At 67.2% G+C, this 26,549-nt stretch carries 22 protein-coding genes and 2 tRNA genes; 5 read left to right on the forward strand and 19 right to left on the reverse strand.

Features of this window, described 5'->3' with window-relative positions; genetic code table 11:
* Positions 1-394 precede the first annotated feature (394 nt).
* The 5 genes from ABDV78_RS07680 to ABDV78_RS07700 form a co-directional block, all read right to left on the reverse strand.
* Complete coding sequence (locus ABDV78_RS07680) at positions 395-655, reverse strand: hypothetical protein (protein ID WP_343526785.1); 261 nt, start codon at positions 653-655, stop codon at positions 395-397.
* A gap of 120 nt (positions 656-775) precedes the next feature.
* Positions 776-1,111 carry a hypothetical protein gene (locus tag ABDV78_RS07685; protein WP_343526787.1) on the reverse strand — a complete coding sequence of 112 codons (336 nt, stop codon included), beginning with the start codon at positions 1,109-1,111 and terminating at the stop codon, positions 776-778.
* Between the two features lie 495 nt (positions 1,112-1,606).
* Positions 1,607-1,882: a hypothetical protein gene (locus ABDV78_RS07690; RefSeq protein ID WP_343526788.1), complete on the reverse strand. Its 276-nt coding sequence runs from the start codon at positions 1,880-1,882 to the stop codon at positions 1,607-1,609.
* Positions 1,883-2,008: 126 nt separating this feature from the next.
* Positions 2,009-2,085: transfer RNA gene (locus ABDV78_RS07695), tRNA-Arg, on the reverse strand.
* A 37-nt stretch (positions 2,086-2,122) separates the two neighbouring features.
* Positions 2,123-2,199, reverse strand: a tRNA-Arg gene (locus tag ABDV78_RS07700).
* 155 nt (positions 2,200-2,354) lie between these two features.
* On the opposite strand from ABDV78_RS07700, the gene ABDV78_RS07705 reads away from it, so the two are divergent.
* Positions 2,355-2,882, forward strand: coding sequence for a hypothetical protein (locus ABDV78_RS07705; protein ID WP_343526789.1), 528 nt, complete (start codon positions 2,355-2,357; stop codon positions 2,880-2,882).
* 1 nt (position 2,883) lies between these two features.
* Here ABDV78_RS07705 and ABDV78_RS07710 read toward each other — a convergent pair whose 3' ends face one another.
* Positions 2,884-5,082 (reverse strand): hypothetical protein, encoded by a 2,199-nt coding sequence (locus tag ABDV78_RS07710; protein ID WP_343526790.1) that lies wholly within the window; start codon positions 5,080-5,082, stop codon positions 2,884-2,886.
* An 11-nt stretch (positions 5,083-5,093) separates the two neighbouring features.
* Positions 5,094-6,086 (reverse strand): porphobilinogen synthase, encoded by a 993-nt coding sequence (gene hemB / locus ABDV78_RS07715; RefSeq protein WP_343526791.1) that lies wholly within the window; start codon positions 6,084-6,086, stop codon positions 5,094-5,096.
* A 103-nt stretch (positions 6,087-6,189) separates the two neighbouring features.
* On the opposite strand from hemB, the gene ABDV78_RS07720 reads away from it, so the two are divergent.
* The gene (locus ABDV78_RS07720; RefSeq protein WP_343526900.1) at positions 6,190-7,044 is read left to right on the forward strand and encodes a diacylglycerol kinase family protein; all 855 of its coding nucleotides are present in this window, start codon (positions 6,190-6,192) and stop codon (positions 7,042-7,044) included.
* Between the two features lie 21 nt (positions 7,045-7,065).
* On the opposite strand, the gene ABDV78_RS07725 is transcribed toward ABDV78_RS07720, so the two are convergent.
* Genes ABDV78_RS07725 through ABDV78_RS07750 form a run of 6 tightly spaced genes read right to left on the reverse strand, consistent with a single transcriptional unit; the run spans position 7,066 to position 15,049 of the window.
* Complete coding sequence (locus tag ABDV78_RS07725; RefSeq protein ID WP_343526792.1) at positions 7,066-8,511, reverse strand: MATE family efflux transporter; 1,446 nt, start codon at positions 8,509-8,511, stop codon at positions 7,066-7,068.
* Positions 8,508-9,437, reverse strand: coding sequence for a hypothetical protein (locus tag ABDV78_RS07730; protein WP_343526793.1), 930 nt, complete (start codon positions 9,435-9,437; stop codon positions 8,508-8,510). The genes ABDV78_RS07725 and ABDV78_RS07730 overlap by 4 nt, the downstream gene beginning before the upstream one ends.
* Positions 9,434-10,303, reverse strand: a complete 870-nt coding sequence (locus ABDV78_RS07735) for a hypothetical protein (protein ID WP_343526794.1) — start codon at positions 10,301-10,303, stop codon at positions 9,434-9,436. Before ABDV78_RS07735 ends, ABDV78_RS07730 begins: the two co-directional genes overlap by 4 nt.
* Positions 10,304-10,352: 49 nt before the next feature.
* Positions 10,353-13,001 carry an alanine--tRNA ligase gene (gene alaS, locus ABDV78_RS07740; RefSeq protein WP_343526795.1) on the reverse strand — a complete coding sequence of 883 codons (2,649 nt, stop codon included), beginning with the start codon at positions 12,999-13,001 and terminating at the stop codon, positions 10,353-10,355.
* 33 nt (positions 13,002-13,034) lie between these two features.
* Positions 13,035-13,793, reverse strand: coding sequence for a phytanoyl-CoA dioxygenase family protein (locus ABDV78_RS07745; RefSeq protein WP_343526796.1), 759 nt, complete (start codon positions 13,791-13,793; stop codon positions 13,035-13,037).
* Entirely contained in the window at positions 13,790-15,049 is a 1,260-nt protein-coding gene (locus tag ABDV78_RS07750; RefSeq protein WP_343526797.1) for a Xaa-Pro peptidase family protein, read from the reverse strand. The genes ABDV78_RS07745 and ABDV78_RS07750 overlap by 4 nt, the downstream gene beginning before the upstream one ends.
* Before the next feature lie 76 nt (positions 15,050-15,125).
* Here ABDV78_RS07750 and ABDV78_RS07755 point away from each other — a divergent pair, with 76 nt between their 5' ends.
* The gene (locus ABDV78_RS07755) at positions 15,126-16,457 is read left to right on the forward strand and encodes a dicarboxylate/amino acid:cation symporter (protein WP_343526798.1); all 1,332 of its coding nucleotides are present in this window, start codon (positions 15,126-15,128) and stop codon (positions 16,455-16,457) included.
* A 102-nt stretch (positions 16,458-16,559) separates the two neighbouring features.
* Here the strand turns inward: ABDV78_RS07755 and ABDV78_RS07760 are convergent, their stop codons facing one another.
* The 6 genes from ABDV78_RS07760 to ABDV78_RS07785 all read right to left on the reverse strand — a co-directional run bounded on the left by ABDV78_RS07760 (position 16,560) and on the right by ABDV78_RS07785 (position 23,713).
* Positions 16,560-17,186: a glutathione S-transferase gene (locus ABDV78_RS07760; RefSeq protein WP_343526799.1), complete on the reverse strand. Its 627-nt coding sequence runs from the start codon at positions 17,184-17,186 to the stop codon at positions 16,560-16,562.
* Between the two features lie 288 nt (positions 17,187-17,474).
* Positions 17,475-18,311, reverse strand: a complete 837-nt coding sequence (locus ABDV78_RS07765) for a class I SAM-dependent methyltransferase (RefSeq protein ID WP_343526800.1) — start codon at positions 18,309-18,311, stop codon at positions 17,475-17,477.
* Positions 18,312-18,423: 112 nt separating this feature from the next.
* Entirely contained in the window at positions 18,424-19,497 is a 1,074-nt protein-coding gene (gene recA, locus ABDV78_RS07770; RefSeq protein WP_343526801.1) for a recombinase RecA, read from the reverse strand.
* Between the two features lie 94 nt (positions 19,498-19,591).
* The gene (locus ABDV78_RS07775) at positions 19,592-20,434 is read right to left on the reverse strand and encodes a 4-(cytidine 5'-diphospho)-2-C-methyl-D-erythritol kinase (protein WP_343526802.1); all 843 of its coding nucleotides are present in this window, start codon (positions 20,432-20,434) and stop codon (positions 19,592-19,594) included.
* Between the two features lie 41 nt (positions 20,435-20,475).
* Positions 20,476-21,996 (reverse strand): hypothetical protein, encoded by a 1,521-nt coding sequence (locus tag ABDV78_RS07780; protein WP_343526803.1) that lies wholly within the window; start codon positions 21,994-21,996, stop codon positions 20,476-20,478.
* 61 nt (positions 21,997-22,057) lie between these two features.
* Complete coding sequence (locus ABDV78_RS07785) at positions 22,058-23,713, reverse strand: electron transfer flavoprotein-ubiquinone oxidoreductase (protein WP_343526804.1); 1,656 nt, start codon at positions 23,711-23,713, stop codon at positions 22,058-22,060.
* 186 nt (positions 23,714-23,899) lie between these two features.
* Between ABDV78_RS07785 and ABDV78_RS07790 the strand changes: the two genes are divergently transcribed.
* Positions 23,900-24,640 carry a uracil-DNA glycosylase gene (locus tag ABDV78_RS07790; protein ID WP_343526805.1) on the forward strand — a complete coding sequence of 247 codons (741 nt, stop codon included), beginning with the start codon at positions 23,900-23,902 and terminating at the stop codon, positions 24,638-24,640.
* Positions 24,637-26,532: a lytic transglycosylase domain-containing protein gene (locus tag ABDV78_RS07795; protein WP_343526807.1), complete on the forward strand. Its 1,896-nt coding sequence runs from the start codon at positions 24,637-24,639 to the stop codon at positions 26,530-26,532. Before ABDV78_RS07790 ends, ABDV78_RS07795 begins: the two co-directional genes overlap by 4 nt.
* Positions 26,533-26,549 lie beyond the last annotated feature (17 nt).

The raw sequence follows: 26,549 nt of genomic DNA on the forward strand, positions 1-26,549 counted from the left end.
GAAAGCGTCGCGCAGTTGAGCGATGATACCGCCGTCACGCTGCCAGCCATGGCCGCCTGACCATCCCGGCCTGGCCGGAGATCGCCGATGGCCACCCCTCAGCTACACCACCCCGGGGGGCACGACCAACCGTTGAGGTTTCCCATCGCGCTGAATGGTATCGCGAATTGCGCGTCAGCGCACATTCGATGAGAATCGCGAGTATACCCCTCAGCGCGAACATTCTGATCCTGCCACGCCCGGCCCATGAGCCGGCGCGCATCACCTCCAACGCCTCAGGCTACCTCCGTGTCGCCGATCTGTGATGCGCGCATTAACGATCCAGGGCTTGTCAGCGCGGCCTTCGACGATTCATGGTCGACCCTCGAACAGGAGGGCGCGCTGTTCGAAAGGTCTAACAATGGGAAGCGACACGTTCGCGGGTAAGCGCGTCTTCGTCTATGCGCGGGTATCGACGACGCGGCAGGAAAAGAACGACTTGTCGTTGCCGGATCAGATCGCCACCGCCGAACGCTGGATCGAGGATCATGGCGCGCAGGCCGTCAGGGTCCTCTCGGAAGCGGGCAGCGCCACCGACGATCATCGGCGCGCCTTTCGTGAGATGATCGCGCTCGCCGAGTCGAATGAGCGTCCGGTCGACATCATCCTCGCGCATTCGCTGTCGCGGCTGTTCCGCAATGCGCTCGACTTCATGCAGTATCGCGAGCGGCTCCGCAGCAAGAAAATCCGCATTATTTCGGTGACGCAGGATTTCGGCGACGATCCAGCGTCCGACCTAGCCGTGTCGATGCTCGCCATCTTCGACGAATATCATTCGGCCGAGAACGCCAAGCATGTTCGCCGCACCATGGTGGCCAATGCCGTGAACGGCTTTTGGAACGGGCAGACGCCTCCGATCGGCTTCCGCACCTGCACCGTGCCGCAGGCGCGCGGCAAGGACCGCAAGAAGCTGGAGCACGACCCCGAGACGGTCGACATGGTGAGGTACATCTTCAAGACGTACCTTGAGGGCACGGCGAGCGGCCCGATTGGCGTCACGGGCTTGGCGCATCACCTCAACGAACGCGGTTATCGCATCCGGGGCAAGCGGTTCAGCATCGGGACGCTGCACAACATCCTGACCAACACCGCCTACATAGGCTATGTCATCTTCAACCGCCGGAATTCTCGCACCGGTGATACGCGGCCGGAAAGCGAGTGGGTACCGATCCCAGTTCCGCCGATCATTGATGAAGAGACGTTCTATGCGGTCCGCCAGCAGATGGCCGACCGCGACCCGCGGATGGGCGAAGCGGCCGCGAAGACGAATACGAATCTGCTGACCAGCCGCGCGGTCTGCGGTTGCGGTGGGGACGGTTGCGGCGCCGGGATGATGACGAGCACCGGAAAGTCCGGCCAGTATCGTTATTACGCCTGTTCGGCGCGGATCAAGCGCGGGCCGGACGCGTGCACGGGACGTCGTGTCCCGATGGGGCAGCTAGACGATCTGGTCGTCGGCGCGGTGACCCGTCATCTCGTCCAGCCCGAACGACTGACCACGCTTCTGCAGACATGGCTGGACCGATCGGAAACCGCCGTCGCGGAGCGCGCCGCTGAACTTAAGCGGCTACGCGCCCGGCTGACCCAACTCGATGGCGAGAGCGCCAGCGTAATCAGGCTGGTCCAGAACAACACGCTGAGCCCCGACGATCCGCAAGTCGCCAGTGAACTCGGCAACATCCGTGCGCAGAAGGCCAGCACCCAAGCCGACATCGCCGTCCTCGAACGGCAGCTCGACGCCGGTGATCGGCGAATCACGCCTGAAATCATCGCCCGGTTCGGCGATCTGCTTCGCCGTAAGTTGAACGAGTCGGACGGAAGGACGCGCAAGGAATACATCCACCTGCTCGTGGACCGTGTCGAAGTCGGCGACCGCGAGGTTCGGATCACGGGGCGCAACGCGATGCTGGAACGCGCGATCATAGCATCCCAGACGCCGAGTGCCGCAGTGCCCAAAGCTGAACAGAAATGGCGCGCCCGGAACGATTCGAACGTCCGACCCTCAGATTCGTAGTCTGATGCTCTATCCAGCTGAGCTACGGGCGCGCATGGGGCCTCTGTCGAGACCTGATGTTTGATCCACTGGCGCGCCCGGAACGATTCGAACGTCCGACCCTCAGATTCGTAGTCTGATGCTCTATCCAGCTGAGCTACGGGCGCGCTGTGGAGGTGGGCTCTTAGAAGCGGTTTCGGATCGTGGCAACCCCCCTGTTCGGGTTTTCCACAATTTCTTCGGACAGGACGCGCTTTGCCACCTTGCGACTCTTCCCCGGGACGCTTCCCCGCCTGCGATGCCCCGTCTAGGATGGCACGTCATGACCGATCGCTTTATCGCCCGCCCTTCCCTGTCCCTTGCCCTGCTGGCGCTTGCATCCTCGGCGGCGCTGGCGGGATGTTCGCGCGATGCCACGCGCTATCCTTCGCTGGCGGTGCGGCCGGTCGAGAAGCGGGGCTTTGCCGAACCCGAAGTGGCGGCGCCCGAGCTGCGCCCCGACCCGGCGCTCGATACGCAGATCGCCGACATCGGCGGTCGGCTGACCGCGCTGGACCAGGAATTCGCCAAGGCCCATGACCAGGCCCGGGCCAGCGCCGCCAGGGCCCGCGGGGCGGCGGTGGGGAGCGACGCATGGCTGACCGCCCAGACCGAACTGGCGACGCTCGATGAGATTCGGGCACGCACCTCGGCCCTGCTGAGCGAGATCGACGACCGGGCGATCGCACGCGCCGCCGCGCTGGAACCCGATTATCCGGCGCTCACCGCCCTGCGCGCCCGCACCGCGACCATCATCGAGCGTCAGGGCAGCCAGATCGGAGCGCTGACTGCCAGCCTGCCCGCCGCTTGATCTAGAAACGGCGGATGAAGGGCAGGACCGAGGAATCATCGTCGGTCCAGGCGGCAAGGCCCGGCGGCGCGATCGCACGGGTCCAGTCTCCGCCCTGACGTTCCAGCGCCCCGATGACCCCGGGATCGCGCGACAGCGCCAGCCAGTCCGATCCCGTCGCCTGATCCATGCGGTCCAGATCGCTGGGCACATAATGCAGTTTGCGGATCGTCCAGCCGCCATCGCGGGCCGCCGCCGCGACGACCGGCTCCAGATCGACGAAGCGGTTGGAGATATGGATCATCAACAGGCCGCGCGATGCGAGCACCCGGCCATAGGTCGCGAACGCCTCGCGCGTCAGGAGATGCGCGGGCACCGCATCCGATGAGAAGGCGTCGAGCGCCAGCAGATCGAGGCTCGCGGAAGCCTCCGCCATCAGCCGCAACCGTGCGTCGCCGATACGGATGACCGGGTTCGGGCGACAAAGGCGCAGATAGCTGAACTGCCCGGTGTCGCGCGCCAGACGCACCATCACCGGATCGATCTCGTAGAAGCGCCAGTCCTGCCCCGGCTGGGCGTAACAGGCCAGCGTTCCCGTCCCCAGCCCGACCACGCCGATCCGCGCCGCCGGGCCATAAAGGGCGGGAGCGGCGCGCATCGCGCGTCCGACGCCGGAACGCGGCGCATAATAGGTGGTCGGCATCCGCTCGCGCGCGTCCGACCCGCGCAACTGGATGCCATGAATGGTCGAACCATGCGCCAGCTCGCGATAGCCGTCCCCGTCGCGCACCGTATAGACGCCGAAATAGCTCCGCATCCGCGCATCGCGTTCCAGCGAGAGCGACAGGGCACGATACCCGCCGAACATCACCAGCGCCCCGGACAGCAGCAGCACGAAGCCGATCCGCGCGCCGATCGTCGCCAGGCCCAGCGCCGCAATGGCCAGAAGAGCGAGCCCATCCCGGTTCCCGCCCAGCGCGTCCGCCCCGCCCACCAGCCGCAGGTCGAGCAACAGCCCGATCATGATGGCCAGCCCCAGCAGCATCGCCCGGTGGTGTCGCCGCCACGCATCGCGGAGCCAGGCAGTCAGGAACTGCTGCGGGATCAGCATGGCCGCCGCCAGGATCAGCAGCGGATATTCATAGGTCCAGTCGAACAGGACCGGCGCCAGCAAACCGGAAAACGCGCCGCCCAGCGCCCCGCCCACGGCCATCCAGAGATAGAATCCGGTCAGCCGGTCCACCCCCGGTCGCGCCCGGTAGAGCGCAGTGTGCAGCGCGACCGAAACCATGAACAGCAACAGCAGCGCGATGATGACGTTGAAATAGGGCCGCTGCGGATAGCTGCCCATGATGACCCCGCCGAACAGCAGGAGCGTGATCGGCGCGATCCGGGTCAGCGCGTCCGAGACGCCCCGCCGCGTAGCGAAGGCGACGATGAAGCTGAGAAGGTACAGACCAAGCGGCAGGACCCACAGCAATGGCATCGCCATGATGTCGGTGGTGATGAAGGTCGAGGTCGCCAGTACCAGCCCCGAAGGCACCGCCGCCAGCGCGATCCAGAGGAGCACGCGCCGCCAGCCCGGAGCGGGCGTGACCATCGGCGAAGCCTCTTCCTGTGCCCGGGCGACCGGCAGGCGGGTGGCGCAGGCCAGCACCAGTACCGCCAGGAGCGCATAGCCGATGCTCCACATCCTGCTCTGACCGCTCAGCGCCATGGCGGGCTCGACCAGCAGCGGATAGGCCAGAAGCCCGGCGAAGCTGCCCAGATTGGAGGCGGCATAAAGGGCATAGGGGTCACGCCCCGGCTCGGCGAGCGCGAACCAGCGCTGTACCAGCGGCGCCTGCGCCGACACGACGAAGAACAGCGGCCCGATCGACAGGACCAGCAGCCAGGGCACCCACAAGGCGGGTTCCGCATCGGCAGGCGGATCGATCGCGATCAACCCGATGGGCAGCCATAACGCCGCCGCCAGCAACAGGCCGATATGGACCGCCGCCTGGACCCTGGGCCGCCACCGGCCCAGCGCATGGGCATAGGCATAGCCGCCCAGCAACAACGCCTGGTAGATCAGCATCGCCGAGTTCCACACGGCGGGCGCGCCGCCCAGCCGGGGCAGCGCCATGCGCGCGACCATCGGCTGGACGAGGAACAGCAGGAACGATCCCGTCAGGATCGTCGCGACAAACAGGGCCCGGACGGGAACGGATCGATGCGGCAAGATGGGGGCGTTCAGGCGCCGAGCAGACGCGCGGCATGCGCCGCGTGATAGGTCAGGACGCCCGCGCATCCGGCGCGCTTGAACGCCATCAGCGTCTCCAGCACCATCGCGTCGCGGTCCGCGGCCCCCGCCGCCACCGCCGTCTCGATCATCGCATATTCGCCCGACACCTGATAGGCGAATGTCGGCACGCGAAATTCGTCCTTCACCCGGCGGATGATGTCGAGATAGGGCAGGCCCGGCTTCACCATCACGCTGTCCGCCCCTTCCGACAGGTCGAGCGCGACCTCGCGCAGCGCCTCCTCGGCATTGGCGTGATCCATCTGATAGGTGCGCTTGTCCCCCTTCAACAGGCCGCGCGTGTTCACCGCGTCGCGGAAGGGACCGTAGAAGGCGCTCGCATATTTCGCGGCATAGGCCATGATCTGGACATTGACGAAGCCCTCGGCCTCCAGCGCGCCGCGGATCATGCCGATCCGCCCGTCCATCATGTCCGATGGCGCGATTACATCCGCGCCCGCCCGCGCCTGGGTAAGCGCCTGCTCGACCAGCGCATCGGCGGTGCTGTCGTTGACGACATAGCCCGCCGCGTCGACCAACCCGTCATGGCCATGCGTGGTATAGGGATCGAGTGCGACATCGGTCAGCACGCCGATCTCCGGCACCGCGTCCTTGATGGCGCGGATCGCGCGGCACATCAGATTGTCGGGGTTGGACGCCTCGCGCCCGTCATCGGTCCGCAGATGCGAAGGCGTGTTGGGAAACAGCGCCAGACAGGGGATGCCCAGGTCCGCCGCCTCGCGCGCGCGCGCCACGATCCCGTCCAGCGACCAGCGCGATACGCCCGGCAGGCTGGCGATCGGTTCCTCGACCCCCTGCCCCTCCGTCACGAACAGCGGCCAGATCAGATCGGCCGGGGTGAGCACCGTTTCGGCATGAAGCCGCCTGCTCCATTGCGAGGCACGGGTGCGGCGAAGGCGAAGCGCGGGATAGGATGCCGTCATGATAGTCCGCATTTGGGGGATCGGACCGCGCTTGCCAAGCGTTGCATGCAAGCGTTCCGGGGGCGAAAGGATATCCGTCTTGAGAGAGATACGATCGGCGGCGATGGTGGTGAACGCCAAGTCGCGGCGTGGACAGGCCCTGTTCAAGCGCGCCTGCAAGGCCATGTCCGGCCTGCCCTACCGGGTCGACGCGCGCGCGGTGGAGGATCCAGACGAACTGGAGCCGACCGTGCGCGAATTGCTGGCGGCCAAGCCCGACCTGTTGATCCTGGGCGGTGGCGATGGGACGATCAGCGGGCTGGTCGACCTGATGGTCGGGCATGACGTGATGCTGGGCGTGCTGCCGCTGGGCACGGCGAACAGCTTCGCGCGCTCGCTGGGCATTCCGCTCGACATCGAGGGGGCGATCGAGGTGATCCGCAGCGGACGGCCTCGCCGGATCGATCTGGGGATGATCGACAATGACTATTACGCCAACTGCGCCGCGATGGGGATCAGCCCCAAAATCGCCGAGACGGTGCCGCATGGCCTGAAGCGGATCGCCGGGCGGCTGGGCTATCTGGGCTGGGCCGCCTATCAGTTCATGCGCTTCCGCCCCTTCACCCTGATCGTCGAGCAGGATGGAAAGCGCGAACGGCTGCGCGTCGTCGAAGTGCGTATCTCCAACGGTCCCTATCATGGCGGGACCGAACTGGTGGAATCGGCGGAGGTCGATTCGGGCGAGATCGTGGTGCAGGCGGTGTGCGGCCATGTGAAACGCCGCCTGATCGTCAACTGGGCGGCAAGCATCCTGCGCAGCGACTATCGGAAGGAAAAGGTCCGCGAATTCCGGGGCAAGGCCATCGAGCTCAACACCATCCCGCCACTACCCATCTCGATCGACGGCGAGGTGCTGGCCCATACGCCCGTCACCGCGCGGATCGCGCCGGGCATCATCGAGGTGATGGCGCCGGCCTGATCGCCCCCCGGCTCGGGGCGATCAGCCGACCGGCATCGCCTTCTGGGTCGGCTGCCCCTCGGCGAGCGCCTGTTCCTTGCACTCCTCGGCCGTCACCGGGGTCAGCCGGCCCTTACGCCAGCCGCCATGCCGGTAATAGGCGATGGTCATCAGCATCGAGGCGAACGAGCCCGCCGGGAAACTCCACCAGATCGCATCCGCGCCCAGCATCGGGGCCAGCGCATTGGCGAGGCCGAAGCGCACCGGGAACATCGCGATCGCCAGGATGACCAGCGGCCCGACCACCGCGCCGTTCGCCCGCACAGTGGCCGCCAGCACCATCGACACGCCGAACAGGATGAAGCTCCATCCGCCGATCAGGTTGATCCGCGCCGCGATATCGATCGCCCCCGGCTCGCTGCCGAGGAACAGCCAGAGGACATGCCGGTCGAGCAACGTGACGAGCAGGACGAGCGCGCCGGTCAGCAACAGGTTCATGCGCAACCCGGCCCGGGTGATGCGATCGACCCGCTCCCACTGCCCCGCGCCGATATTCTGCGCCGCCATCGCACTGACCGCCGCCCCCACCGCCATGGCGGGCATCTGGATATAGGTCCAGAGCTGGTTCGCCGCGCCGTAAGCAGCCGTGGTCGCGGTGCCGTGGCGGTTGACCAGCCCCATCATCGCCAGCGCCGAGGTGGAGACGACCAGCATCTGGAGGCCCATCGGAAAGCCCTTGACCACGATGGCCTTGAGCAGGTCCGGGGTCGGGATCAGATAGCGCCACTCTGGCCCCCGCAGGCGGACGACCAGATCCTTGGCATAGAGATAGGCGATCAGGGCGAGAAGCGAGCCGCTATTGGCGATCAGCGTGGCGACCGCCGACCCCTCGATCCCCAGCGCCGGGACAGGGCCCAGCCCCAGGATGAAGACCGGATTGAGCGCGACGTCGAGCACCGAGCCCAGCGCCATGAACTTGAGTGGCGTGATCGAATCCCCCACCCCGCGCAAGGCCATGGTCAGCAGGACCGCGATGAACCCCGGCGGCATCGCGACGAAGATGACCCGCAGATAGGCGAGCGCCAGCGGATAGACCTCCGCCGGGGTCGCCAGCGCGCGCAGGATCGCCGGCGCCGCCCACCAGCCGATCCCGACCGTCAGTGTCGAGATCACCGCGAAAAGGCCGAGCGCCGATCCCAGCACGCGCCGCACCGCATCGATATCGCGACGGCCCATATTCTGGCCGATCAGGATGGTCGCCGCCATGCCGAAGCCGAAGGTCGCCGCGACCAGAAGGAACATGATGATGTTGGCGTTGGTCGTCGCGGCCAGTGCCCGCTCGCCCAGAAACTGGCCGATCCAGATCGCGTTGATCGACCCATTGAGCGATTGCAGGACGCTGGATCCCAGCGTCGGCAGCGCGAACAGCAGGAGGGTCCGCCCGATCGGCCCGGCAGTCAGGTCACGCCGTCCGGCTTCGGGCTTCATGGCTTGGTCGCCTTGGTCATGATTTCCTGCTCGACGAACTGCGCCATGGAGACATATTGGGCATAGGGCCTGCGATCGCCCTGACCGGAATAGAGGCCCCGCAGATAGCCCCAATCGAACGCGGTCAGCGCCTCCGGCGCACTCCCCCCGGCATCGAACAGGGACAATATGGTCGACACGCCATCCACCTTGCGCGGGCGGACCACGGCCAGCGCCCGCATCGTGGCATAGTCGCCGAGTTGACCGATCGTCTTCCCGTTCACCGCGCGGCGGTCGATCAGGATGACGGCCGCCGCGATCTGCGACTTGATGGGCAGGTTGATCCGGCTGGCGCTGGGGATGTGGAGGGTCGGGAGGCTGTCGCCCATCTGAAAGATCTGGTCGCCATCCCGGCTGGTGATCGCGGTCAGATTCCAGGCATGGACCGGGCCGGCATCGCGCTCCATCGCGCTGACCTCCGACGCCTGCATGTTGCCGAATATGCCGGGCCGGTGGTCGGACAACCAGCGAACCTGCTGCGCCCCGTTTCCGACGAACAGGATGACGACGTTGGGGCGACATTTCTCACCGCCCAGCGCGATGCCCAGGCGCTGCGCATTCTGCATGATCCGGTCGGCGACCCCCAGCAGGAGGTCGGTGGGCAGGCCGACACCGGCGATGCACAGCGCCCCCGTCATCCGTGAAAGCGGCTCGTCGCCATCGGGATAGCCGGAGATCGCCCCGAACCAGCCCAGGGTCTTGCGCCGCTCCGGCAACGGACGGGCGGTGACGACGATCGGATCGGAAACCGTCGGGGCGACACCCTGTGCGGCCGGGGATGTCTGGGGCGTCTGGGCACCGGCCGTCGCGGGGAACAGCCCCACGACGAGCAGCGCTACGACCGCCGCCATCCCGGCCCGTAACGGACTGCCCGCCACCGCCGTCACCGTGTGCCGCCCTGCTCGCGAACCGCGCGCTCCATCGTCGCCACCTGCTGCGTGGCCTGTGCATGCGGCGGTGAGGCATAGATGCCGTTCAGCACGCCCCGATCAAACGCCGTCAGTTCGGCGGGCGCCGTGCCACCATCCTTGTCGAACAGGGTCAGGATCGTGGCGGAGGTCATGCCCTCCACCGGCTTCGTCGCCGCCATGCCCCGCATGACCGCATAATCGGCGATCTGCCCCAGCGTCTTGTTGAGCAGTGCCTTGCGCTGGATGACGATGACCGATGCGGCGATGTCCTGCCGGATCGGCGTGAGCAGGCGCGAGGCGGCGCCCAGCTTCATCTGCGGCCAGGTGTCGGTCTGGAAGAGCTGGTCCCCGTCGCGCGACACCCGAACCGCCGCGTTCCACGCATAGACCGGCCCCGCGCCCTTCACGATACGGCCGACCGCGGCGCGGGACAGATCACCGAATATTTCCGGCGAACGGGTGCGCAGGCCGAGAAGCTGTTCCTGGGGATCGTCCGCAAAGAGGACCAGGATATTGGGGCGGCATCCGTCGGCCGCTATCGGCATGTTGAGGGACCGAACGGTTTCCATCATCCGGCGCAGTATGGCCTCACCCGCCGCGACCGGCAGGCCGGCGGTCCCGATGCACACCGGCTCGCGGAACCGCATCAACGGCATGTCCGACCTGGGATGGCCCGTCACGCCGACGATCTGCTCACGGACTTCGCGGTCGGTCGCAAGTGGTCGGGCGGTCACTACGACCCCATCGCCCGCCGTGGCGGGCGGTGCCGGCGGCTGCGCCGTCTGTGCAGGAAGTGGCGAGGGCAAGAGAAGCATCGCCCCGAACATCAGAGGCTTCGTCATTCCCTTGTCCATCGCCACTCTCCCCTTGGCTGGCCCTTCGGCTGGTGAATTATCCCGCGAGTGCGTCCCGAACCGCCTGAACCGCCTCGGCGCCCTTGGTGCCGTCCGGGCCGCCACCCTGGGCCATGTCGGGACGGCCTCCGCCGCCCTGCCCGCCCAACGCCGCCACAGCCTTGCGCAGCAGTTCGACGGCATTGTGACGGCCCGTCAGCTCGTCGGTCACGCCGACCGCGACCGAGGCGCGCCCATCATTGACCGCGACCATCACCGCGACGCCCGGTCCGCCCAGACGCTGCTTGGCATCGTCCACCGCGCCGCGCAGCCCCTTGGCCTCGAACCCATCCAGCACCTGGCCGATAAAGGCCACGTCGCCGATCTGTTCCGGCCCCGCCGCCGCGCCACCGGCGCCGCCACCCATGGCGAGTGCCTTCTTCGCCTCGGCCAGTTCACGCTCCAGACGACGGCGATCCTCGACCAGCGCGGCGATGCGCGCGGGCACCTCGTCGGGCGTGGTCTTGAGCGTCGCGGCGGCGGCCTTCAGCATCTCGTCACGGTGCGACAGATAGGCACGCGCGCCCTCTCCGGTCAGCGCCTCGACACGGCGCACGCCGCTCGACACCGCGCCTTCCGACACGATCTTGAACACGCCGATCTCGCCGAGCGCATTGACGTGCGTGCCGCCGCAGAGTTCAAGGCTGTAGGTGCCATCGGCGTCCTCGCCCATCGACACGACACGGACCTCGTCGCCATATTTCTCGCCGAACAGCGCCATCGCGCCCATTTCGATCGCTTCGTCCGGGGTCATCAGGCGGGTGATGACCGGGCCATTGCCGCGCACCTGCTCGTTCACCTTCGTCTCGACCTCGGCGATGTCCTCGGCGGTCATGCCGACCGGCTGCGAGAAGTCAAAGCGCAGCCGCTCGGGCGCGACCAGCGACCCCTTCTGCGCGACATGCGTGCCCAGCCGCTGGCGCAGCGCCTCGTGCAGCAGATGCGTCGCCGAGTGGTTGGCGCGGATCGCGGCGCGGCGGGCGGTGTCGATCGCCAGCTTCACGCTGTCACCGACCTTGATGCCACCTTCCTGGACCTCGGCATTGTGCACGAACACGCGGCCGAGTTGCTTGGAGGTGTCGATGACGACCGCCTTCAACCCGGTATCGCTAGAAATGGTGCCGCTGTCGCCAACCTGACCGCCGCTTTCGCCATAGAAAGGCGTCTGGTTGACGATGATCGACACGGTGTCGCCCGCCGCCGCACTGTCGACCCGCGCACCGTCCTTGACCAGCGCCAGCACTTCGCCCTCGCCGGTGTCCGAGGCATAGCCGAGGAACTCGGTCGAGCCCGTCTCTTCGGCGATGTCGAACCAGACGTCATCCGATGCCTTGGCACCCGATCCCTTCCACGCGGCGCGCGCGGCGCGCTTCTGCTCGGCCATGGCGGCGTCGAAACCCGCCCGGTCGACCGACAGGTTCTGCGCCCGCAGCGCGTCCTCGGTCAGGTCATAGGGGAAACCATAGGTGTCATACAGCTTGAACGCCGTCTCACCCGCCAGCGTCGCGCCGGGCGCCATGCCCGAAGTCGCTTCGTCGAGCAGCTTAAGCCCCTTGTCCAGCGTCTGGCGAAAGCGGGTTTCCTCCTGCTTCAAGGTCGCCTCGATCAGCGGCTGCGCGCGGACCAGTTCGGGATAGGCAGCGCCCATTTCCGCGACCAGCGCCGGGACCAGCCGGTGCATCAACGGCTCCTTTGCGCCCAGCAGATGCGCATGACGCATCGCGCGGCGCATGATGCGGCGCAGGACATAGCCGCGCCCCTCATTGGCGGGCAGCACGCCATCCGCCACCAGGAAACCCGCCGAGCGCAGATGGTCGGCGATGACGCGGTGCGACGCCTTCTGGCCGTCCTCGGCCTTGGTGTGGGTCAGCTCGCACGACGCGGCGATCAGCGCCTTGAACGTATCCGTGTCATAATTGTCGTGCACGCCCTGCAGGACGGCCGCGATCCGCTCCAGCCCCATGCCGGTGTCGATCGACTTCTTGGGCAGTTCGCCGACGATCTCGTTCGCTTCCTGCTCGAACTGCATGAAGACGAGGTTCCAGATTTCGACGAATCGGTCGCCATCCTCCTCGGGGCTGCCGGGAGGGCCCCCATAGATATGGTCGCCATGATCGTAGAAGATTTCCGAGCACGGACCGCACGGCCCATTCTCGCCCATCGCCCAGAAATTGTCCTTGGTCGGGATGCGGATGATCTTGTGATCGGGAAGCCCAGCGATCTTCTTCCACAGGTCGAACGCCTCGTCATCGGTGTGATAGACGGTGGCGGTCAGCTTTTCGGCCGGGATGCCCCACACCTTGGTCAACAGGGTCCAGGCATGGGTGATCGCCTGTTCCTTGAAATAGTCGCCGAACGAGAAATTGCCCAGCATTTCAAAGAAGGTATGGTGCCGCGCGGTATAGCCGACATTGTCGAGATCGTTATGCTTGCCCCCGGCGCGCACGCATTTCTGCGAGCTGGTCGCGGTCGAATAGGGGCGCGACTCCAGGCCGGTAAACACGTTCTTGAACGGCACCATGCCCGCATTCACGAACATCAGCGTCGGGTCGTTCTGCGGCACGAGCGGCGCGGAGGGCACGATCTGGTGTCCTTGCGAACCGAAATAGTCGAGAAAGCCGCGGCGGATGTCGTTGGTCGAGGTCATGGCAACGCGACTTAGGCGAGGTTTCGCGCCCGCTCAAGCGTCGCGCATCAAGGGCGCTCCATCGCATCGGCCGAGCGTGTCGTTTGAGCCACCCGACGGGACGCCAACCACCCCATCAGGCTTTGCGGTGTCCTCCATGGCATAGTGCAGGCCGCCGGGCAGATCATCGGCGCAAAGATCGATCTGCAGGACCCGCCGATGCCGTCCCGGCGACGACCTCGCCGACGCATGCAGGATCAGCGTCCGGTACAACCATATCGTCCCCGCGCCGGCCAGGCAGACCGCCTCGCCCAGTCGATCGACCACACCGGCGATCGCATCCTCCGCGATCAGGCCCAGCCGGTGCGAACCCGGCGCGACCAGCAGCGGCGCATTGTCCGCATCGACCGGATCAAGATGCAGGCGCACCGTGACCATCCGCTCCAGCAGCGAGACGGGTGGCGCAACATGCACCCTGCCCTGCTTGACCGTCCATGGCCCGAATCCCTCGACGTCGCGCCGCTCCGCCACTTCGATGGTGCGGTCCTGATGCCAACCCAGTGCCCAGTTCACGCCGTCCTGCTTGTCAAACAGGATCGCCCGGACGGGCCGCAGCCTCTCTCCCATGAACGGCGCCATCGCGGTGCAGAGCCGCCTTACCCCGGCCAGGGCCGCCGCGCGCGCCGGATCGATCCGCTGTCCGGGACGCCCACTGGGCCAGTCGGCGAAAAGCCGCGCGAGCTCCGCCAATTCCTCGCCCTCCAGCCGTGACGGCCAGAGCGCATAGCCCCGCTCGTCCAGTTCGGGGATCATCCGATCGGCGCGTCGATCGACTTGGGCGGCGTCGAAAACCAGACCGGCCCGCTCTCGCTCATATGGAAGCAATCCTCCAGGCGGATGCCGAACTTGCCCGGCAGATAGAGGCCCGGCTCGTTGGAGAAACACATGCCGGGGGCAAGCGGCGTCGCCTCCCCACGCACCAGATTGACCGGCTCATGCCCGTCCAGCCCGATGCCATGGCCGGTCCGATGCGACAGCCCCGGCAGGCGATAATCGGGGCCATAGCCCTGGGCGGTATAGAAACGCCGCACCGCATCGTCGATCGCACCCGCGGGTGCCCCGATTCGCGCCGCCATCAGCGCCACCTGCTGCCCCTGCGCTACCGTGTCCCAGACCCGACGCTGTTCGGGGCTGGCCGTGCCATGAACCCAGCTTCTCGAAATGTCCGACTGATAGCCCTGCACCGTGCAGCCGCAGTCCATCAGCACCACCTGCCCCGCCGCGACCCGGTGCACCAATTTGCTGCCATGCGGATAGGCCGAGGCCTCCCCGATCAGCGCCATGCTGAATTCGGGGCTGCCGCCGAGCCGGCGGGTGGCCGCGCTCATCAGCGCACCGATCTCCGGCCCGGTCATTCCCGCCTCGACCCGAGGATGGAGCCAGCGATAGGCCGCCATGGTCACATCGGTCGCGAGTTGCATCAACGCGATCTCGGCCGGGGTCTTCACCATCCGGCATCCGCGCACGACGGGATTGGCGGAAACCAGCCGCACCTCCGGCAGCGCCCTTTGCAATCCGTCAAAAGCGAAGAAGCGTGCCGTCTCCTCGATCCCGACCGGGCGGGTGGCCAGCTTGCGATCGCGCAAAAAGCCCGCGACGATGGCCAGCGGGTTCTGATCCTCCTGCCAGACCCGCACCTCGGCTGGCACAGCCAGCGTTTCGCGGACCGAGGGCTCCTCGAAGAACGGCGTGACGATGCACGGCTCCCCCTCGACCGGCAGGATCGCAGCGGTCAGCCGCTCGCTGCGGCCCCATCGAACGCCGGTAAAATAGACCAGGCTCGATCCTGGCTCGATCAGGATGGCGCCGATCCCCGCTGCCTTCATCAGGGCCTGGGCACGGGACAGGCGCCGGGCCCGCTCCTCCACCCCGATCGGCACCGCGCCGCCGGTGATATCGGACAATGCCGCCATATCGGGTTCGGCGGCCCGCAACAGGCCTGGTCGGACCAGGATCGGCAGGGCGGCGGCGGATGCGATCATCGCGCGGCGGGACATCAGGGTCGACATGATGCCCACGATAGAATTCTTGACCTGCGCGCCGCAATGCCCTTGGCTCGCGCGCGTAATCGATATTGGGGGATGCATGGCCAAGCGGCTGACCTTGTACATCTTCGTCGGCCTGGTCCTCGGGCTGGTCGTGGGACTGGCGATCAACCTGTCGCTGGACGACGGCAGCGCGGCGGCGACCGCGGAATTGAAGACGATCGCGGGCTATTTCGCGATCGTGACCGGATTGTTCCTGCGACTGATCAAGATGATCATCGCGCCCCTGGTGTTCGCGACCCTGGTGTCGGGCATCGCGCAGATGGGCGACACCCGCGCTTTGGGGCGGATCGGGGTGCGCTCGCTCGCCTGGTTCATCTCGGCCAGCCTCGTCTCGCTCAGCCTGGGCATGGTTCTGGTCAACCTTTTGCACCCGGGCGTGGGCCTCAACCTGCCGCTGCCCGCCGTCACCGCCGACAGCGGCGTGGTGAAAGCCGGTTTCGACCTGCAGAAGTTCGTCACCCATCTCGTCCCCGCCTCGCTGATCGAGGCGATGGCGACCAACGAAGTGCTCCAGATCGTCATCGGATCGCTGTTCCTGGGCGTCGCGATCACGGCGGTGGGCGAGCGGGCGGCGCCGCTGGTCCGCGCGGTGGACGCGCTGGTCGCGGTGATGCTGCAGGTGACCGACTATGTGATGCGGGTCGCGCCGATCGCGGTGTTCGCGGCCGTGGCTGGCACTCTGACCGAGCAGGGTCCGTCGGTGATCGGCAGGCTCGCGGTCTTCATGGGCAGCTTCTATCTTGGGCTGATCCTGTTGTGGCTCGTGTTGCTGGGGGTGGCCACGCTGTTCATCGGATCGCGTATCCGCGATCTGATCGCGCATATCCGCGCGCCGCTGATGCTCGCCTTCTCGACCGCCTCGTCCGAGGCCGCCTATCCCCGCATCCTGGAGGGTCTCGACCGGTTCGGCGTGCCGCCGCGGATCGCCAGCTTCGTGTTGCCGCTCGGCTATTCGTTCAATCTCGACGGCTCGATGATGTACATGACCTTCGCGTCGCTGTTCATCGCGCAAGCCTATGGCATCGACCTGTCGATCGGGCAGCAGATCACCATGCTGCTGGTCCTGATGGTCACGTCGAAGGGGATTGCGGGCGTACCGCGCGCCTCGCTCGTGGTGATCGCGGCGACCATGCCGATGTTCAACATCCCCGAGGCGGGATTGCTGCTGATCCTGGCCGTCGACCATTTCCTGGACATGGGACGCTCGGCCACGAACGTCATCGGCAATGCCGTCGCCAGTGCGGTCATCGCCAAATGGGAAGGACCGCTCGATCCACCCGAACCGGTCGATATGCCTTCGCTCCACGCGCCATCGGGCACACCCGCCGAGCCCGCGCCGGACAGCTTTCGTCAGGTCGGCGGGCATTGATCCGGCGGACCGGGCGGTACGGCCCCGTGGCCTTACCACCCGATACCCGACGGCTTTGACGGGGCGGCGGACATCGACCTGCGGCATGTCCGGGAGGCGAGGTCACGCATAGGCATAGGGCCCGCCCTTCGCCAACGCGATCTGATAGGTCGGGCGGGCGTGGATGCGCTCCAACCACGCGATCGTCGCGGGGCGGCTTTCGTCCAGTCCCGCCCGCGCCCGCGCCGCCTCCAGCGGGAAGCTCATGATGATGTCGGCGGCGGTGAATGGGTCGCCCGCGAACCAGGGCGTGTTCTTCAATTCGCTTTCGACATAGTCGAGATGGCGGTCGATCATCGGCTGGAACCGCTTCATCGCGGCCTTGCCCAGGAGCGGGATTCGGCTGAGCACCAGCAGCACGAGGAGCGGCGGCATCAACGACCCCTCGGCATAGTGCAGCCAGAAGCGCCAGCGCAGCATCGCCTCGCGATGCGCCGGGGGGCCGAGCCGACCATCGCCCTTGCCGACCAGATACTCGATGATCGCCCCCGTCTCGGCGATCACCAGTCCGTCATGCTCGATGACCGGCGACTTGCCCAGCGGATGGACCATGCGCAACGCGCGCGGCGCCAGCATCGTCCTGGGCTCGCGCTCATAGCAGCGGACTTCATAGGGGAGTTCCAGTTCCTCCAGCATCCACAGGATGCGCTGCGACCGCGAATTTTCGAGATGATGGACGATGATCGTCATGCCAGTTCCCCATGATCCGGCGGCGATAACGCATCAGGGTCGCGGCGGGAGCCAAAGGGACGAACATGCGCCTGTCGATCCGTCATCCGACATGGTCCTGGGCGCATGTCCCGATACCTATCCCCTTGTTGGGAGGAGATTCGGATGCGTGCGGTCTGCGTAACGATCGCGCCTCAAAATCCCACGCGCCGCCACGCGAACCGTAGCGCTTGTCCCAACGGTCACGATCATCGCAGCGATAAGCCGCACATCCGTCCCGACACGTCCCGCGCGCCCGGAATATGGCCGCTATCCCCCCGCATGAGCCCGCCAGATCCAGGCCGAGGCGGGCAGGACGACCTGATCGCCCATGCGATAATCGGACAATAGGGCCGCGAGCGCATCGACGATCCGCCGCCGCTCCTCGGGCTCGGCGTCCGCGATTGCACGCGCCGCAGGGCCGATGCGGGACAGGAAGGCCACCGCGTCCGCAACCGGGTCATCGCCCTGTCCAACCCTATAATCGAAGGCGACCCGCGCCGCCGCGCCGAGTGTCCAGCCCGCCTGTTCCAGCCATGTCGCGACCTGATGGAAATCAGCAAAGGCGAACGGGCCCGGCGCATAGCCCTTCAATACGGGCGGCTCCTGCCCCGTCACGATGTCGGCGAGCGTCGCAAAGCCATTTCGCCCGCGCTCGTCAAAACAGGAAAAGACCAGGGTCGCATCCGGCGACGCCGCATCGCGCAAGGCGCGGAAAGCCGCGACGGGATCGGAGAAGAACATCACCCCATGCCGCGAGACGAAAAGATCAAATGGTCCGTCGCGCGCCGCCAGGTCCAGCGCATCCTGGCAGTGGAAACGTACAGGACCGGCCGCTTCGCCCTCCGCCCGCGCCTGTGCCACCGCGACCAGTTCGGGGGATAGATCGACACCCGTGATCTCCATCGCGGGGCGCGCGGCGTGCAGGGCCAGGCTGGTCGCTCCGGCTCCGCAGCCGATATCGAGCGCCCCTCCCCGATGGGGCGCGACGGCAGCGATGGCCGCGTCAAGATGGCGCGAAAGGTCGGCCAGGCTGCGATCGGTGCGCCGCCATTCCGCCGCCCATGTGTCGCCGACCCGCCCGGCCCAGTCCATCGCCCCCGTCATGCCTCCCCCCCGCCCTTTCCGGCCCTTTCCGGCCCTTCATCTCGTCTTCGCCAGGAGCCCGAGCCGCGCATGGCAAAACGGCCCGCCGTTTCCGGCGGGCCGTTGCCCTGTGTTACAGATCGTCGTCCGCGTCGGGACCGGTCATCATCTCCTCGGCGACCTTCTCGGTCCGCTGCCGGATGGCGCGTTCCAGCCGGTCGGCCATGTCGGGATTGTCGCGCAGATAGTTCTTGGCGTTCTCACGCCCCTGCCCGATCCGCACCGAGTCGTAGGAGAACCAGCTCCCGGACTTCTCGACCAGCCCGGCCTTGACGCCCAGGTCGAGGATCTCGCCGATCTTCGAGATGCCTTCGCCATACATGATGTCGAATTCGACCTGCTTGAACGGCGGCGCGACCTTGTTCTTCACCACCTTCACGCGGGTTGTGTTGCCGGTGATGTCCTCGCGATCCTTGATCTGGCCGGTGCGACGGATGTCGAGCCGGACCGAGGCATAGAATTTCAGCGCGTTGCCGCCCGTCGTCGTCTCCGGGTTGCCGTACATCACGCCGATCTTCATGCGGAGCTGGTTGATGAAGATCACCATGCAGCGCGAGCGGCTGATCGATCCGGTCAGCTTGCGCAGGCTCTGTGACATCAGGCGGGCCTGAAGGCCGACATGGCTGTCGCCCATCTCGCCCTCGATCTCGGCACGCGGCACGAGCGCGGCGACCGAGTCGACCACCAGCACGTCGATCGCGTTCGAGCGGACCAGCGTGTCGGTGATTTCCAGCGCCTGCTCGCCGGTATCCGGCTGCGAGACGATCAGTTCGTCGATATTGACGCCCAGCTTCTTGGCGTAGACGGGATCGAGCGCGTGCTCGGCATCGACGAAGGCGGCGGTGCCGCCCATCTTCTGCGCCTCGGCGATGACGTGCAGCGCCAGCGTCGTCTTGCCCGACGATTCAGGGCCATAGACCTCGATCACGCGGCCGCGCGGCAGGCCGCCGACGCCGAGCGCGATGTCGAGACCGAGCGAGCCGGTCGAGATCGCCTCGACCTGCATCGTCTCCTTCTGTCCCAGCTTCATCGCCGAGCCCTTGCCGAACGCCCGGTCGATCTGGGCGAGTGCGGCGTCCAGCGCCTTTTGCCGGTCTGCGTTTGCGGTTGCCATGCCTGTTTCGATCACTTTCAGATTGGCGGCCATCAGATGCTTCCCTCGCTAGACCAACCTGGTGGTCCATTCAACGCATCTGCAATGTATGCGCTTTGTTCCATGAGAACAAGATGAGAACAAATATTCAGGCCAAAAAAGTCGCGAGCGTCCACCAGTCCTGCGCCCTGGCGGCCCGCGCCGCCGCATCGCGCGCGTCCACGGTGTCGAAGATCGCAAAGCAGGTCGCCCCCGATCCAGACATGCGCGACAGGATGACGCCGGGCGCGGCCTCCAGCAGCGCAAGCACCGCATCGATCTGCGGCGCGATCGCACGGGCGGGCGGCTCCAGGTCGTTTCGCCCTGCCGCCGCGACCGTCATCACCTCGCCCTCGGCCAAAGCGCCGCGGTCTACCCCGTCCCAACGGCCGAAGACCGCCGCGGTCGAGACGCCGACGCCCGGATTGACCAGCAGCACCGGCCGGTCGCCCATCGGCGCCAGCGGTCGCAAAGCATCCCCCTTGCCCCGCCCCAGCGCGGTCCGGCCCAGCAGACAGGCGGGCACGTCCGCCCCCAGCGAGGCCGCCAGCGCGAACAGCTCCGGGTGATCGGACGCCATGCCGTGCATCCGCGCCAAGGCACGTAGCGTCGCGGCGGCATCGGCGGACCCACCGCCGATCCCCGATGCGACCGGCAGATGCTTGTCGAGCGTGATCGCGTGATGCCCCGCGATCCCGAAACGCGAAACGAACCCCGCCGCCGCGCGCAACACCAGATTGTCGGCCGGCGGCTCCCCCTGCAAAAGGGCGGCGAACGGCCCGGTCAGCGTCAGGGTGGTCGCCCCGGTCCCGGCAGGTTCGACCGTCACCACGTCCCCGTCGCGGCAAAAGGCGAACAGGGTTTCCAGTTTGTGATAGCCGTCTGTCCGCCGGCGACGGACGTGAAGCGCCAGGTTGATCTTGGCCGGTGCGGTTTCGACGATACGGGTCATAGGCGCCTCATGCGACGCCCCGCCCCCGCCAGCAAGCGCGATCAGCGCGACAGCTTGGGGGTGATCTCCGCCATCTGCGCCTCGTCAGCGGTCAGCGCCGCCGCACGCCAGGCATAGCGCGCCTCATAATGCCGCCCGAGCGCCCAGTAGATATCACCCAGATGGTCGTTGATCTCGCTATTGGCGGGTTCGCCGACGACGGCACGCTCGACCAGCGGCAGGGCGCGGGCGGTCTGCCCGGCCTTGTAATAGGCCCAACCAAGCGAATCGGTGATCGAGGCATCGTCGGGCGCGAGCTTGCTGGCTTTTTCCAACAGGGCGAGCGCGCCGGGCACGTCATACCCCCGCTCGACCCGCGCATAACCGAGATAGTTGAGCGCTAGCGGCTGGTCGGGGCCGAGCGCGACCGCGCGCGCCAGGGCGGCATCGGCCTCTTCCGCGCGGCCCGCCTGATCCAGCGCGCCGCCATATTGCAGCCATGCGGCCCAGGGCACCGCCGGATCGCCGCGCGTCACCCGTTCATACCACGGCACGGCGTCGGCCGGACGCTTGGCGGCGATCAACTGGTCGGCATAGACCTGCCAATCCTCCACCGATGCGCCCGGCGCGACCGCCAGCCGCTGCGCCAGCATCAACGCCTCGCCATCCCGCCCGGCCGCCTGCAACAGGCCGATCCGCACGATATCGGCGCGGTGCGCGAAGGCGCGCCTGGGATCGATCCCGTCCAGCGCCGCGATCGCCGCCGTCCATGCCTCGTCCTTGGACAGCGCCTGGGCCAGCAACAGGCGGGCGCGGTCATTGCCCGGATCGGCGATCGCCGCGGTGCGGGCGAGCGCGATGACCAGCGGACGCGGGCCGTCGCTCGCCAATTCGCCACCGACGCGGACCAGCAGTTGCGAGATGCCGAAGCCCAGGCTCGGCTTCACGCCCAGCGCCTTGCGGGTGGCGACGACCAGCGGGTCGGCCATCAGCGCGCGGGCGTCCGCCACATCGCCGCGCCCGGCCATCAATTCCGCCGCGCCGATGCGCGTGTCCGGTGCGGCGCGCATCGTCTCCAGCAGCAGCCTGGCAGCGGCATGGTCCATCCGCTTTCCCGCCAGCGCGATCAGCACCCGGTGTTCATCGGCCAGTCGCCGCGCGACCGGCTCCTTGCCCGCGCTGTCGAGCGCGGGTTCGACCGGCTGGCCACGATCCCATGCCACCCACGCCTTGAGCGCGGGCGACAATATGGCGAGCGCTCCCTGGTCGATACGGGCGATAGCCGCATCCACGCCCCCCAGGTCACGCTTGCGCGCCGCGATCGCCAGGTCGAGCAACGCCACGTCGAGCGGCGCGACCTGTTCGGCCTTCATCACCTGTGCCGACCGAAGCGCCAGCGCCTCGTCGCCGCTGATCATCGCCTCGCGATAGGCGCGCACCGCCAAGGCGGGATCATCGGGCCAGCCCGCCAGCGCGATCGCATAGCCGCTTGCCGCCTCGGCCGAACGCCCCTCGGCCGCCGCCACGCGCGCGGCGAGATAGGCTGGCAAGGGCGGGGTGGCGGGACGCACCGTCGCCGCCACCGGAGAGACGAGGCCCGACGCGACCAGCAGGGCCGCCGTCAGGGACAGGACATCGGCACGCTTACATATTGGGATAATTGGGCCCTCCGCCGCCTTCCGGCACGACCCAGTTGATGTTCTGGGCCGGATCCTTGATGTCGCACGTCTTGCAGTGGACGCAGTTCTGGGCGTTGATCACGAATGTCGGATCGCCCTCTTCCACATTTACCACCTCATAAACGCCGGCCGGGCAGTAGCGTTGCGCCGGTTCGTCGAACAGGGGCAGGTTGTGCGCGATCGGCACCGACGCATCCTTCAGCGTCAGGTGGACCGGCTGATCCTCCTCATGATTGGTGTTGGACAGGAACACCGAGGACAGGCGATCGAAGGTCAGCACGCCGTCGGGCTTGGGATAATCGGGCTTCTTCACCTGATCCTTGCGCCACAGCGTTTCGTGATCGGGCTTGTGCTTCATCGTGAAGGGCATTTTCAGCCCGAAATGCTCGGACCACATGGTGACATTGGCCAGGCCGCTGCCGACGAAATCGCCATATTTCTTGACCAGCGGCACGACGTTGCGAACGCCCGACAATTCCTTGTAGAGCCAGGACGCTCGGAACGCCGCCGGATAGTCGGTCAGTTCGTCGCCCTCGCGCCCCGCCTGCACCGCCGCGAACGCCGCTTCCGCTGCCAGCATCGCCGACTTCATCGCGCCATGCGTACCCTTGATCCGGGGCACGTTGAGGAACCCGGCCGAGCAGCCGATCAGCACGCCGCCGGGGAAGGTCAGCTTGGGGATGGCCTGAAGCCCGCCGTCGTTGATCGCGCGCGCGCCATAGGAGACACGCTTGCCGCCCTTCAGCAGTTCGGCGATGACCGGGTGGGTCTTCCACTTCTGCATCTCCTGGAAGGGGGAGATGTAGGGATTGGAATAGTTGAGCCACGTCACGAAGCCGATCGCGACCTGGCCGCCCGACTGGTGATAGATGAAACCACCGCCATTGGCCTCGTCGCCCAGCGGCCAGCCCTGGGTGTGGATCACGCGGCCGGGGACGTGCTTGGCGGGGTCGATGTCCCACAATTCCTTGATGCCCAGGCCATAGATTTGCGGCCCGCTGTCGCGCGCCAGATCGAACTGGCGGATGATCTCCTTGGACAGATGGCCGCGCACGCCCTCGGCGAAGAAGGTGTATTTGGCGTGGAGTTCGAGGCCCGGCTGATAATCGGGCTTGCGCGTGCCGTCGCGCGCAATGCCCATGTCGCCGGTGGCGACGCCCTTCACCCGGCCATCCTCGTGGAACAGGATTTCCGCCGCCGCAAAGCCGGGGAAGATCTCGACGCCCAGTTCCTCGGCCTTGCCCGCCAGCCAGCGGCACAGATTGCCCAGGCTGCCGGTATAGGTGCCCTTGTTGTGCATGAAGGGCGGGACCAGCGCGTGTGGCACGGCATGATGCTTGCCGGCGGTCAGGATCCAGTGATGATTCTCGGTCACCGGCACCTCGGCCAGCGGACAGCCATCCTCGCGCCAGTCGGGAAGAAGTTCATTCAGCGCGATCGGGTCGATCACCGCGCCCGACAGGATATGCGCCCCGACCTCCGAGCCCTTTTCCAGCACGCAGACCGATAATTCGTCCCCGGTTTCGGCCGCCAGTTGCTTCAAACGGATCGCCGCCGACAGGCCCGCCGGACCTGCGCCGACGATCACCACGTCATAGGGCATCGATTCGCGTTCGCTCATGGCATCCTCATAGCTAGACCATAGCGCGACCGTAGCGCCCCGTTGCAAAGGGCTCGTTCGGACGCGGACGGGAAACATCTTGTCCTGACTGTCGATCCGACAGATTGACGCGAACGTCAACCTTGCAGCATGGGCTTATCCCATATGGGGGCTTTTCCGACGTTCGATACCGCACCGTTAGAGAGTATGCTGGCGGCCAGCGTGCTTGATTGGTGGCATGATGCGGGCGTCGACCTGCTGGTCGAGGACGAACCCCGCGACTGGAAGGCCGCGGAACCCGCCCGTCCCGCGGCCTTCGCGCCGGCCGGCCTCGCCCAGCCCTCGTCCACGCCCACGTCCGTGCCGGTCGGGCCTGCCATCGCGCCATCGACGCTGCTGCCCGACACGCTGGAGGCGTTTCTGGCGTGGCGGCTGTCGGATGCCGCGCCCGAGGCGGACTGGGACGGCGTCTCGCTGACCGCGACCGGCCCCGCCAATGCCCCGCTCATGGTGCTGGTCGATTGCCCCGACCGCGACGATGGCGAAGCCGGGCAGATTCTGTCGGGCGCCTGTGGTCGGCTGTTCGACCGGATGCTCGCCGCGATCGGCCAATCGCGTGAGACGGTGCACCTCGCCGCCGTCTGCGCCCGGCGTCCTTTGGCCGGACGTGCCCCCGCCGGACTGGAAGCGCGGCTGGCCGAGATCGCACTCCATCATGTCGGGCTGATCGCGCCGCGCGCGCTGCTGCTGCTCGGCAATGCGGCGAGCCGTGCCGTGCTCGGGACCGAACTCACCAGCGCACGCGGACATTCACACGCCGTTGACCATAAAAGCGGACAAAGCCGGGCTGTCGCCAGCTTCCATCCGCGCTTCCTGATCGAAAAGCCGATGGCGAAGGCGGAAAGCTGGAGGGATTTGCAGAGAGTCATGGGGGACATGCGCGCATGAAGCTGGGGCAGGTTGTCGCGACCACATTGACCGTCGGGGCCGTGATGGCCGCCTGCGCGGGAACCGCCCTCGCCGCTCCGGCCGATCCGATCGCCGGGGCCGGAACCACCCCGGCCGCCGATGCCCGCACCGCCGCCGTGCTGCCCAAGACGCCGCCGCCGACCATCCCCGCGCTGCTCGATGCCGATCAGAAGGCGGGCTATATGCGCGTCTTCGCCGCGATCCGCGATGGCCGCTGGACGGATGCACAGTTGCAGCTCGACTCGCTCAAGCCCGGCCCGCTCCACGCCATCGCCCGCGCCGAACTCTACACCGCCAAGGGATCCCCCAAGGTCGATGTCGAGCGGCTGGTCACGCTGCTCAACGAAGCCCCCGAATTGCCCCAGGCCGAGCAACTGGCCCGCCTCGCCCGTTCGCGGGGCGCGCGCGACCTTCCGCCCCTGCCGGAGGCGCATGACCTGATCTGGCAGGACGGCGCGCCCCGCCGCGTCCGCGCCAAGAGCATCCGCAGCGACCAGATCGCCGCCGAGCTGGCGGTCAAGATGCAGCCCTTCGTCAAGGCCGATCAGGGCGCTCCCGCCCAGGCGCTGCTGGAGGCGACCCAGGGCCTGTCGCCCGAAGCGCTGACCGAATGGCAGCAGAAGGTTGCGTGGATCTATTTCCTCAGCGGCGACGACGCCAATGCCCGCGCCATGGCCACCAAGGCCGCCAACGGGGTCGGCGACTGGGCGATCCAGGGCCGCTGGACGGTCGCGCTATCGGCCTGGCGACAGAATGACTGCCAGACCGCCGAAACCGCCTTCGAGGGGACGGCGGCGCGCGCCACCGACGTCGATCTGCGCGCGGCGGCGCTTTACTGGGCGGCGCGCGCGGACATGGTCTGCGGGCGGCCCGACAAGATCGAGGGGCGGCTCCGCTCCGCCTCCCAGTTCCGTGAGAGCTTCTACGGCCAGTTGGCGCGGCAGGCGCTGGGGATGCAGGGCGATCGCGAACCCAGGGGGCAACTGGTCGCGACCGACTGGGCCGCGCTCGATCGCCGCCCCAACATCCTGGTCGCCGCCGCGCTGGTCGAGATCGGCGAGACCGATCTCGCCGACCAGGTCATCCGGCAACAGGCACGGATCGGCCAGCCGCATGAGTTCCGCAACCTGGTCCGCCTGGCCGAATCGCTCGACCTGCCCGCCACCACCGTCTGGCTCGCGCATAACTGCCCGGCGGGCGTGACCGCGACCGCGGAGGCCCGCTACCCGACGCCGAGCTGGACGCCGGACAGCGGCTGGCGCGTCGAAAAGGCGCTGGTCTATGCCCATACCCTTCAGGAAAGCGGATTCCGCAACAAGGTGGTCAGCCCGGCGGGCGCTTATGGCCTGATGCAGATCATGCCCGCCGCCGCGACCGATTTCGCGCGCGAACGCGGCGTCTCGATCGACCGTAGCGCGCTGACCAAGCCGTCGACCAACATGGATATCGGCCAGCGCCATCTGGAGCGGCTGCGCGATATGGCCGGGGTGACGGGTGGCCTGCTGCCAAAGGTGATCGCCGCCTATAATGCGGGCCCCAAGCCGGTGGCGGAGTGGAACAGCCTGGTCCGCGACGGCGGCGACCCGCTCCTCTATATCGAAAGCATCCCCTATTGGGAGACGCGCGGCTATGTCACCATGGTCTTGCGCAATTACTGGATGTACGAAAGCCAGACCGGCAAGACCAAGTCGCCCAGCCGATCGGCGCTGGCCCAGGGACTCTGGCCGCGCTTCCCCGGCCTGCCCGGCGCTTCCGCGATCCGCATGAAGCGCACCGACACGGCGCAGGCCAGTGTCCAGCCCCGGACGACGATCGCGCTGAACGCACCGATCAATCCGCAGTCGAACGCGACGCTGACCCAGGCGAATTGAGCGCGCCACGCGCGGCC

This window comes from Sphingomonas sp. (genome assembly GCF_039594485.1).
GTDB lineage: Bacteria > Pseudomonadota > Alphaproteobacteria > Sphingomonadales > Sphingomonadaceae > Sphingomonas.

Coding starts and splice junctions, on each gene's coding strand:
- recA (WP_343526801.1), bottom strand. CDS start 19,497: ATGGCCGCCAATCTGAAAGTGATCGAAACAGGCATGGCAACCGCAAAC.
- ABDV78_RS07725 (WP_343526792.1), bottom strand. CDS start 8,511: ATGAAGCCCGAAGCCGGACGGCGTGACCTGACTGCCGGGCCGATCGGG.
- ABDV78_RS07760 (WP_343526799.1), bottom strand. CDS start 17,186: ATGACGATCATCGTCCATCATCTCGAAAATTCGCGGTCGCAGCGCATC.
- ABDV78_RS07720 (WP_343526900.1), top strand. CDS start 6,190: ATGGTGGTGAACGCCAAGTCGCGGCGTGGACAGGCCCTGTTCAAGCGC.
- ABDV78_RS07745 (WP_343526796.1), bottom strand. CDS start 13,793: ATGATCCCCGAACTGGACGAGCGGGGCTATGCGCTCTGGCCGTCACGG.
- ABDV78_RS07785 (WP_343526804.1), bottom strand. CDS start 23,713: ATGAGCGAACGCGAATCGATGCCCTATGACGTGGTGATCGTCGGCGCA.
- ABDV78_RS07750 (WP_343526797.1), bottom strand. CDS start 15,049: ATGTCGACCCTGATGTCCCGCCGCGCGATGATCGCATCCGCCGCCGCC.
- ABDV78_RS07790 (WP_343526805.1), top strand. CDS start 23,900: ATGCTGGCGGCCAGCGTGCTTGATTGGTGGCATGATGCGGGCGTCGAC.
- ABDV78_RS07765 (WP_343526800.1), bottom strand. CDS start 18,311: ATGACGGGGGCGATGGACTGGGCCGGGCGGGTCGGCGACACATGGGCG.
- ABDV78_RS07775 (WP_343526802.1), bottom strand. CDS start 20,434: ATGACCCGTATCGTCGAAACCGCACCGGCCAAGATCAACCTGGCGCTT.
- alaS (WP_343526795.1), bottom strand. CDS start 13,001: ATGACCTCGACCAACGACATCCGCCGCGGCTTTCTCGACTATTTCGGT.
- ABDV78_RS07735 (WP_343526794.1), bottom strand. CDS start 10,303: ATGACGAAGCCTCTGATGTTCGGGGCGATGCTTCTCTTGCCCTCGCCA.
- ABDV78_RS07705 (WP_343526789.1), top strand. CDS start 2,355: ATGACCGATCGCTTTATCGCCCGCCCTTCCCTGTCCCTTGCCCTGCTG.
- ABDV78_RS07755 (WP_343526798.1), top strand. CDS start 15,126: ATGGCCAAGCGGCTGACCTTGTACATCTTCGTCGGCCTGGTCCTCGGG.
- hemB (WP_343526791.1), bottom strand. CDS start 6,086: ATGACGGCATCCTATCCCGCGCTTCGCCTTCGCCGCACCCGTGCCTCG.
- ABDV78_RS07795 (WP_343526807.1), top strand. CDS start 24,637: ATGAAGCTGGGGCAGGTTGTCGCGACCACATTGACCGTCGGGGCCGTG.
- ABDV78_RS07680 (WP_343526785.1), bottom strand. CDS start 655: ATGCGCGAGGATGATGTCGACCGGACGCTCATTCGACTCGGCGAGCGC.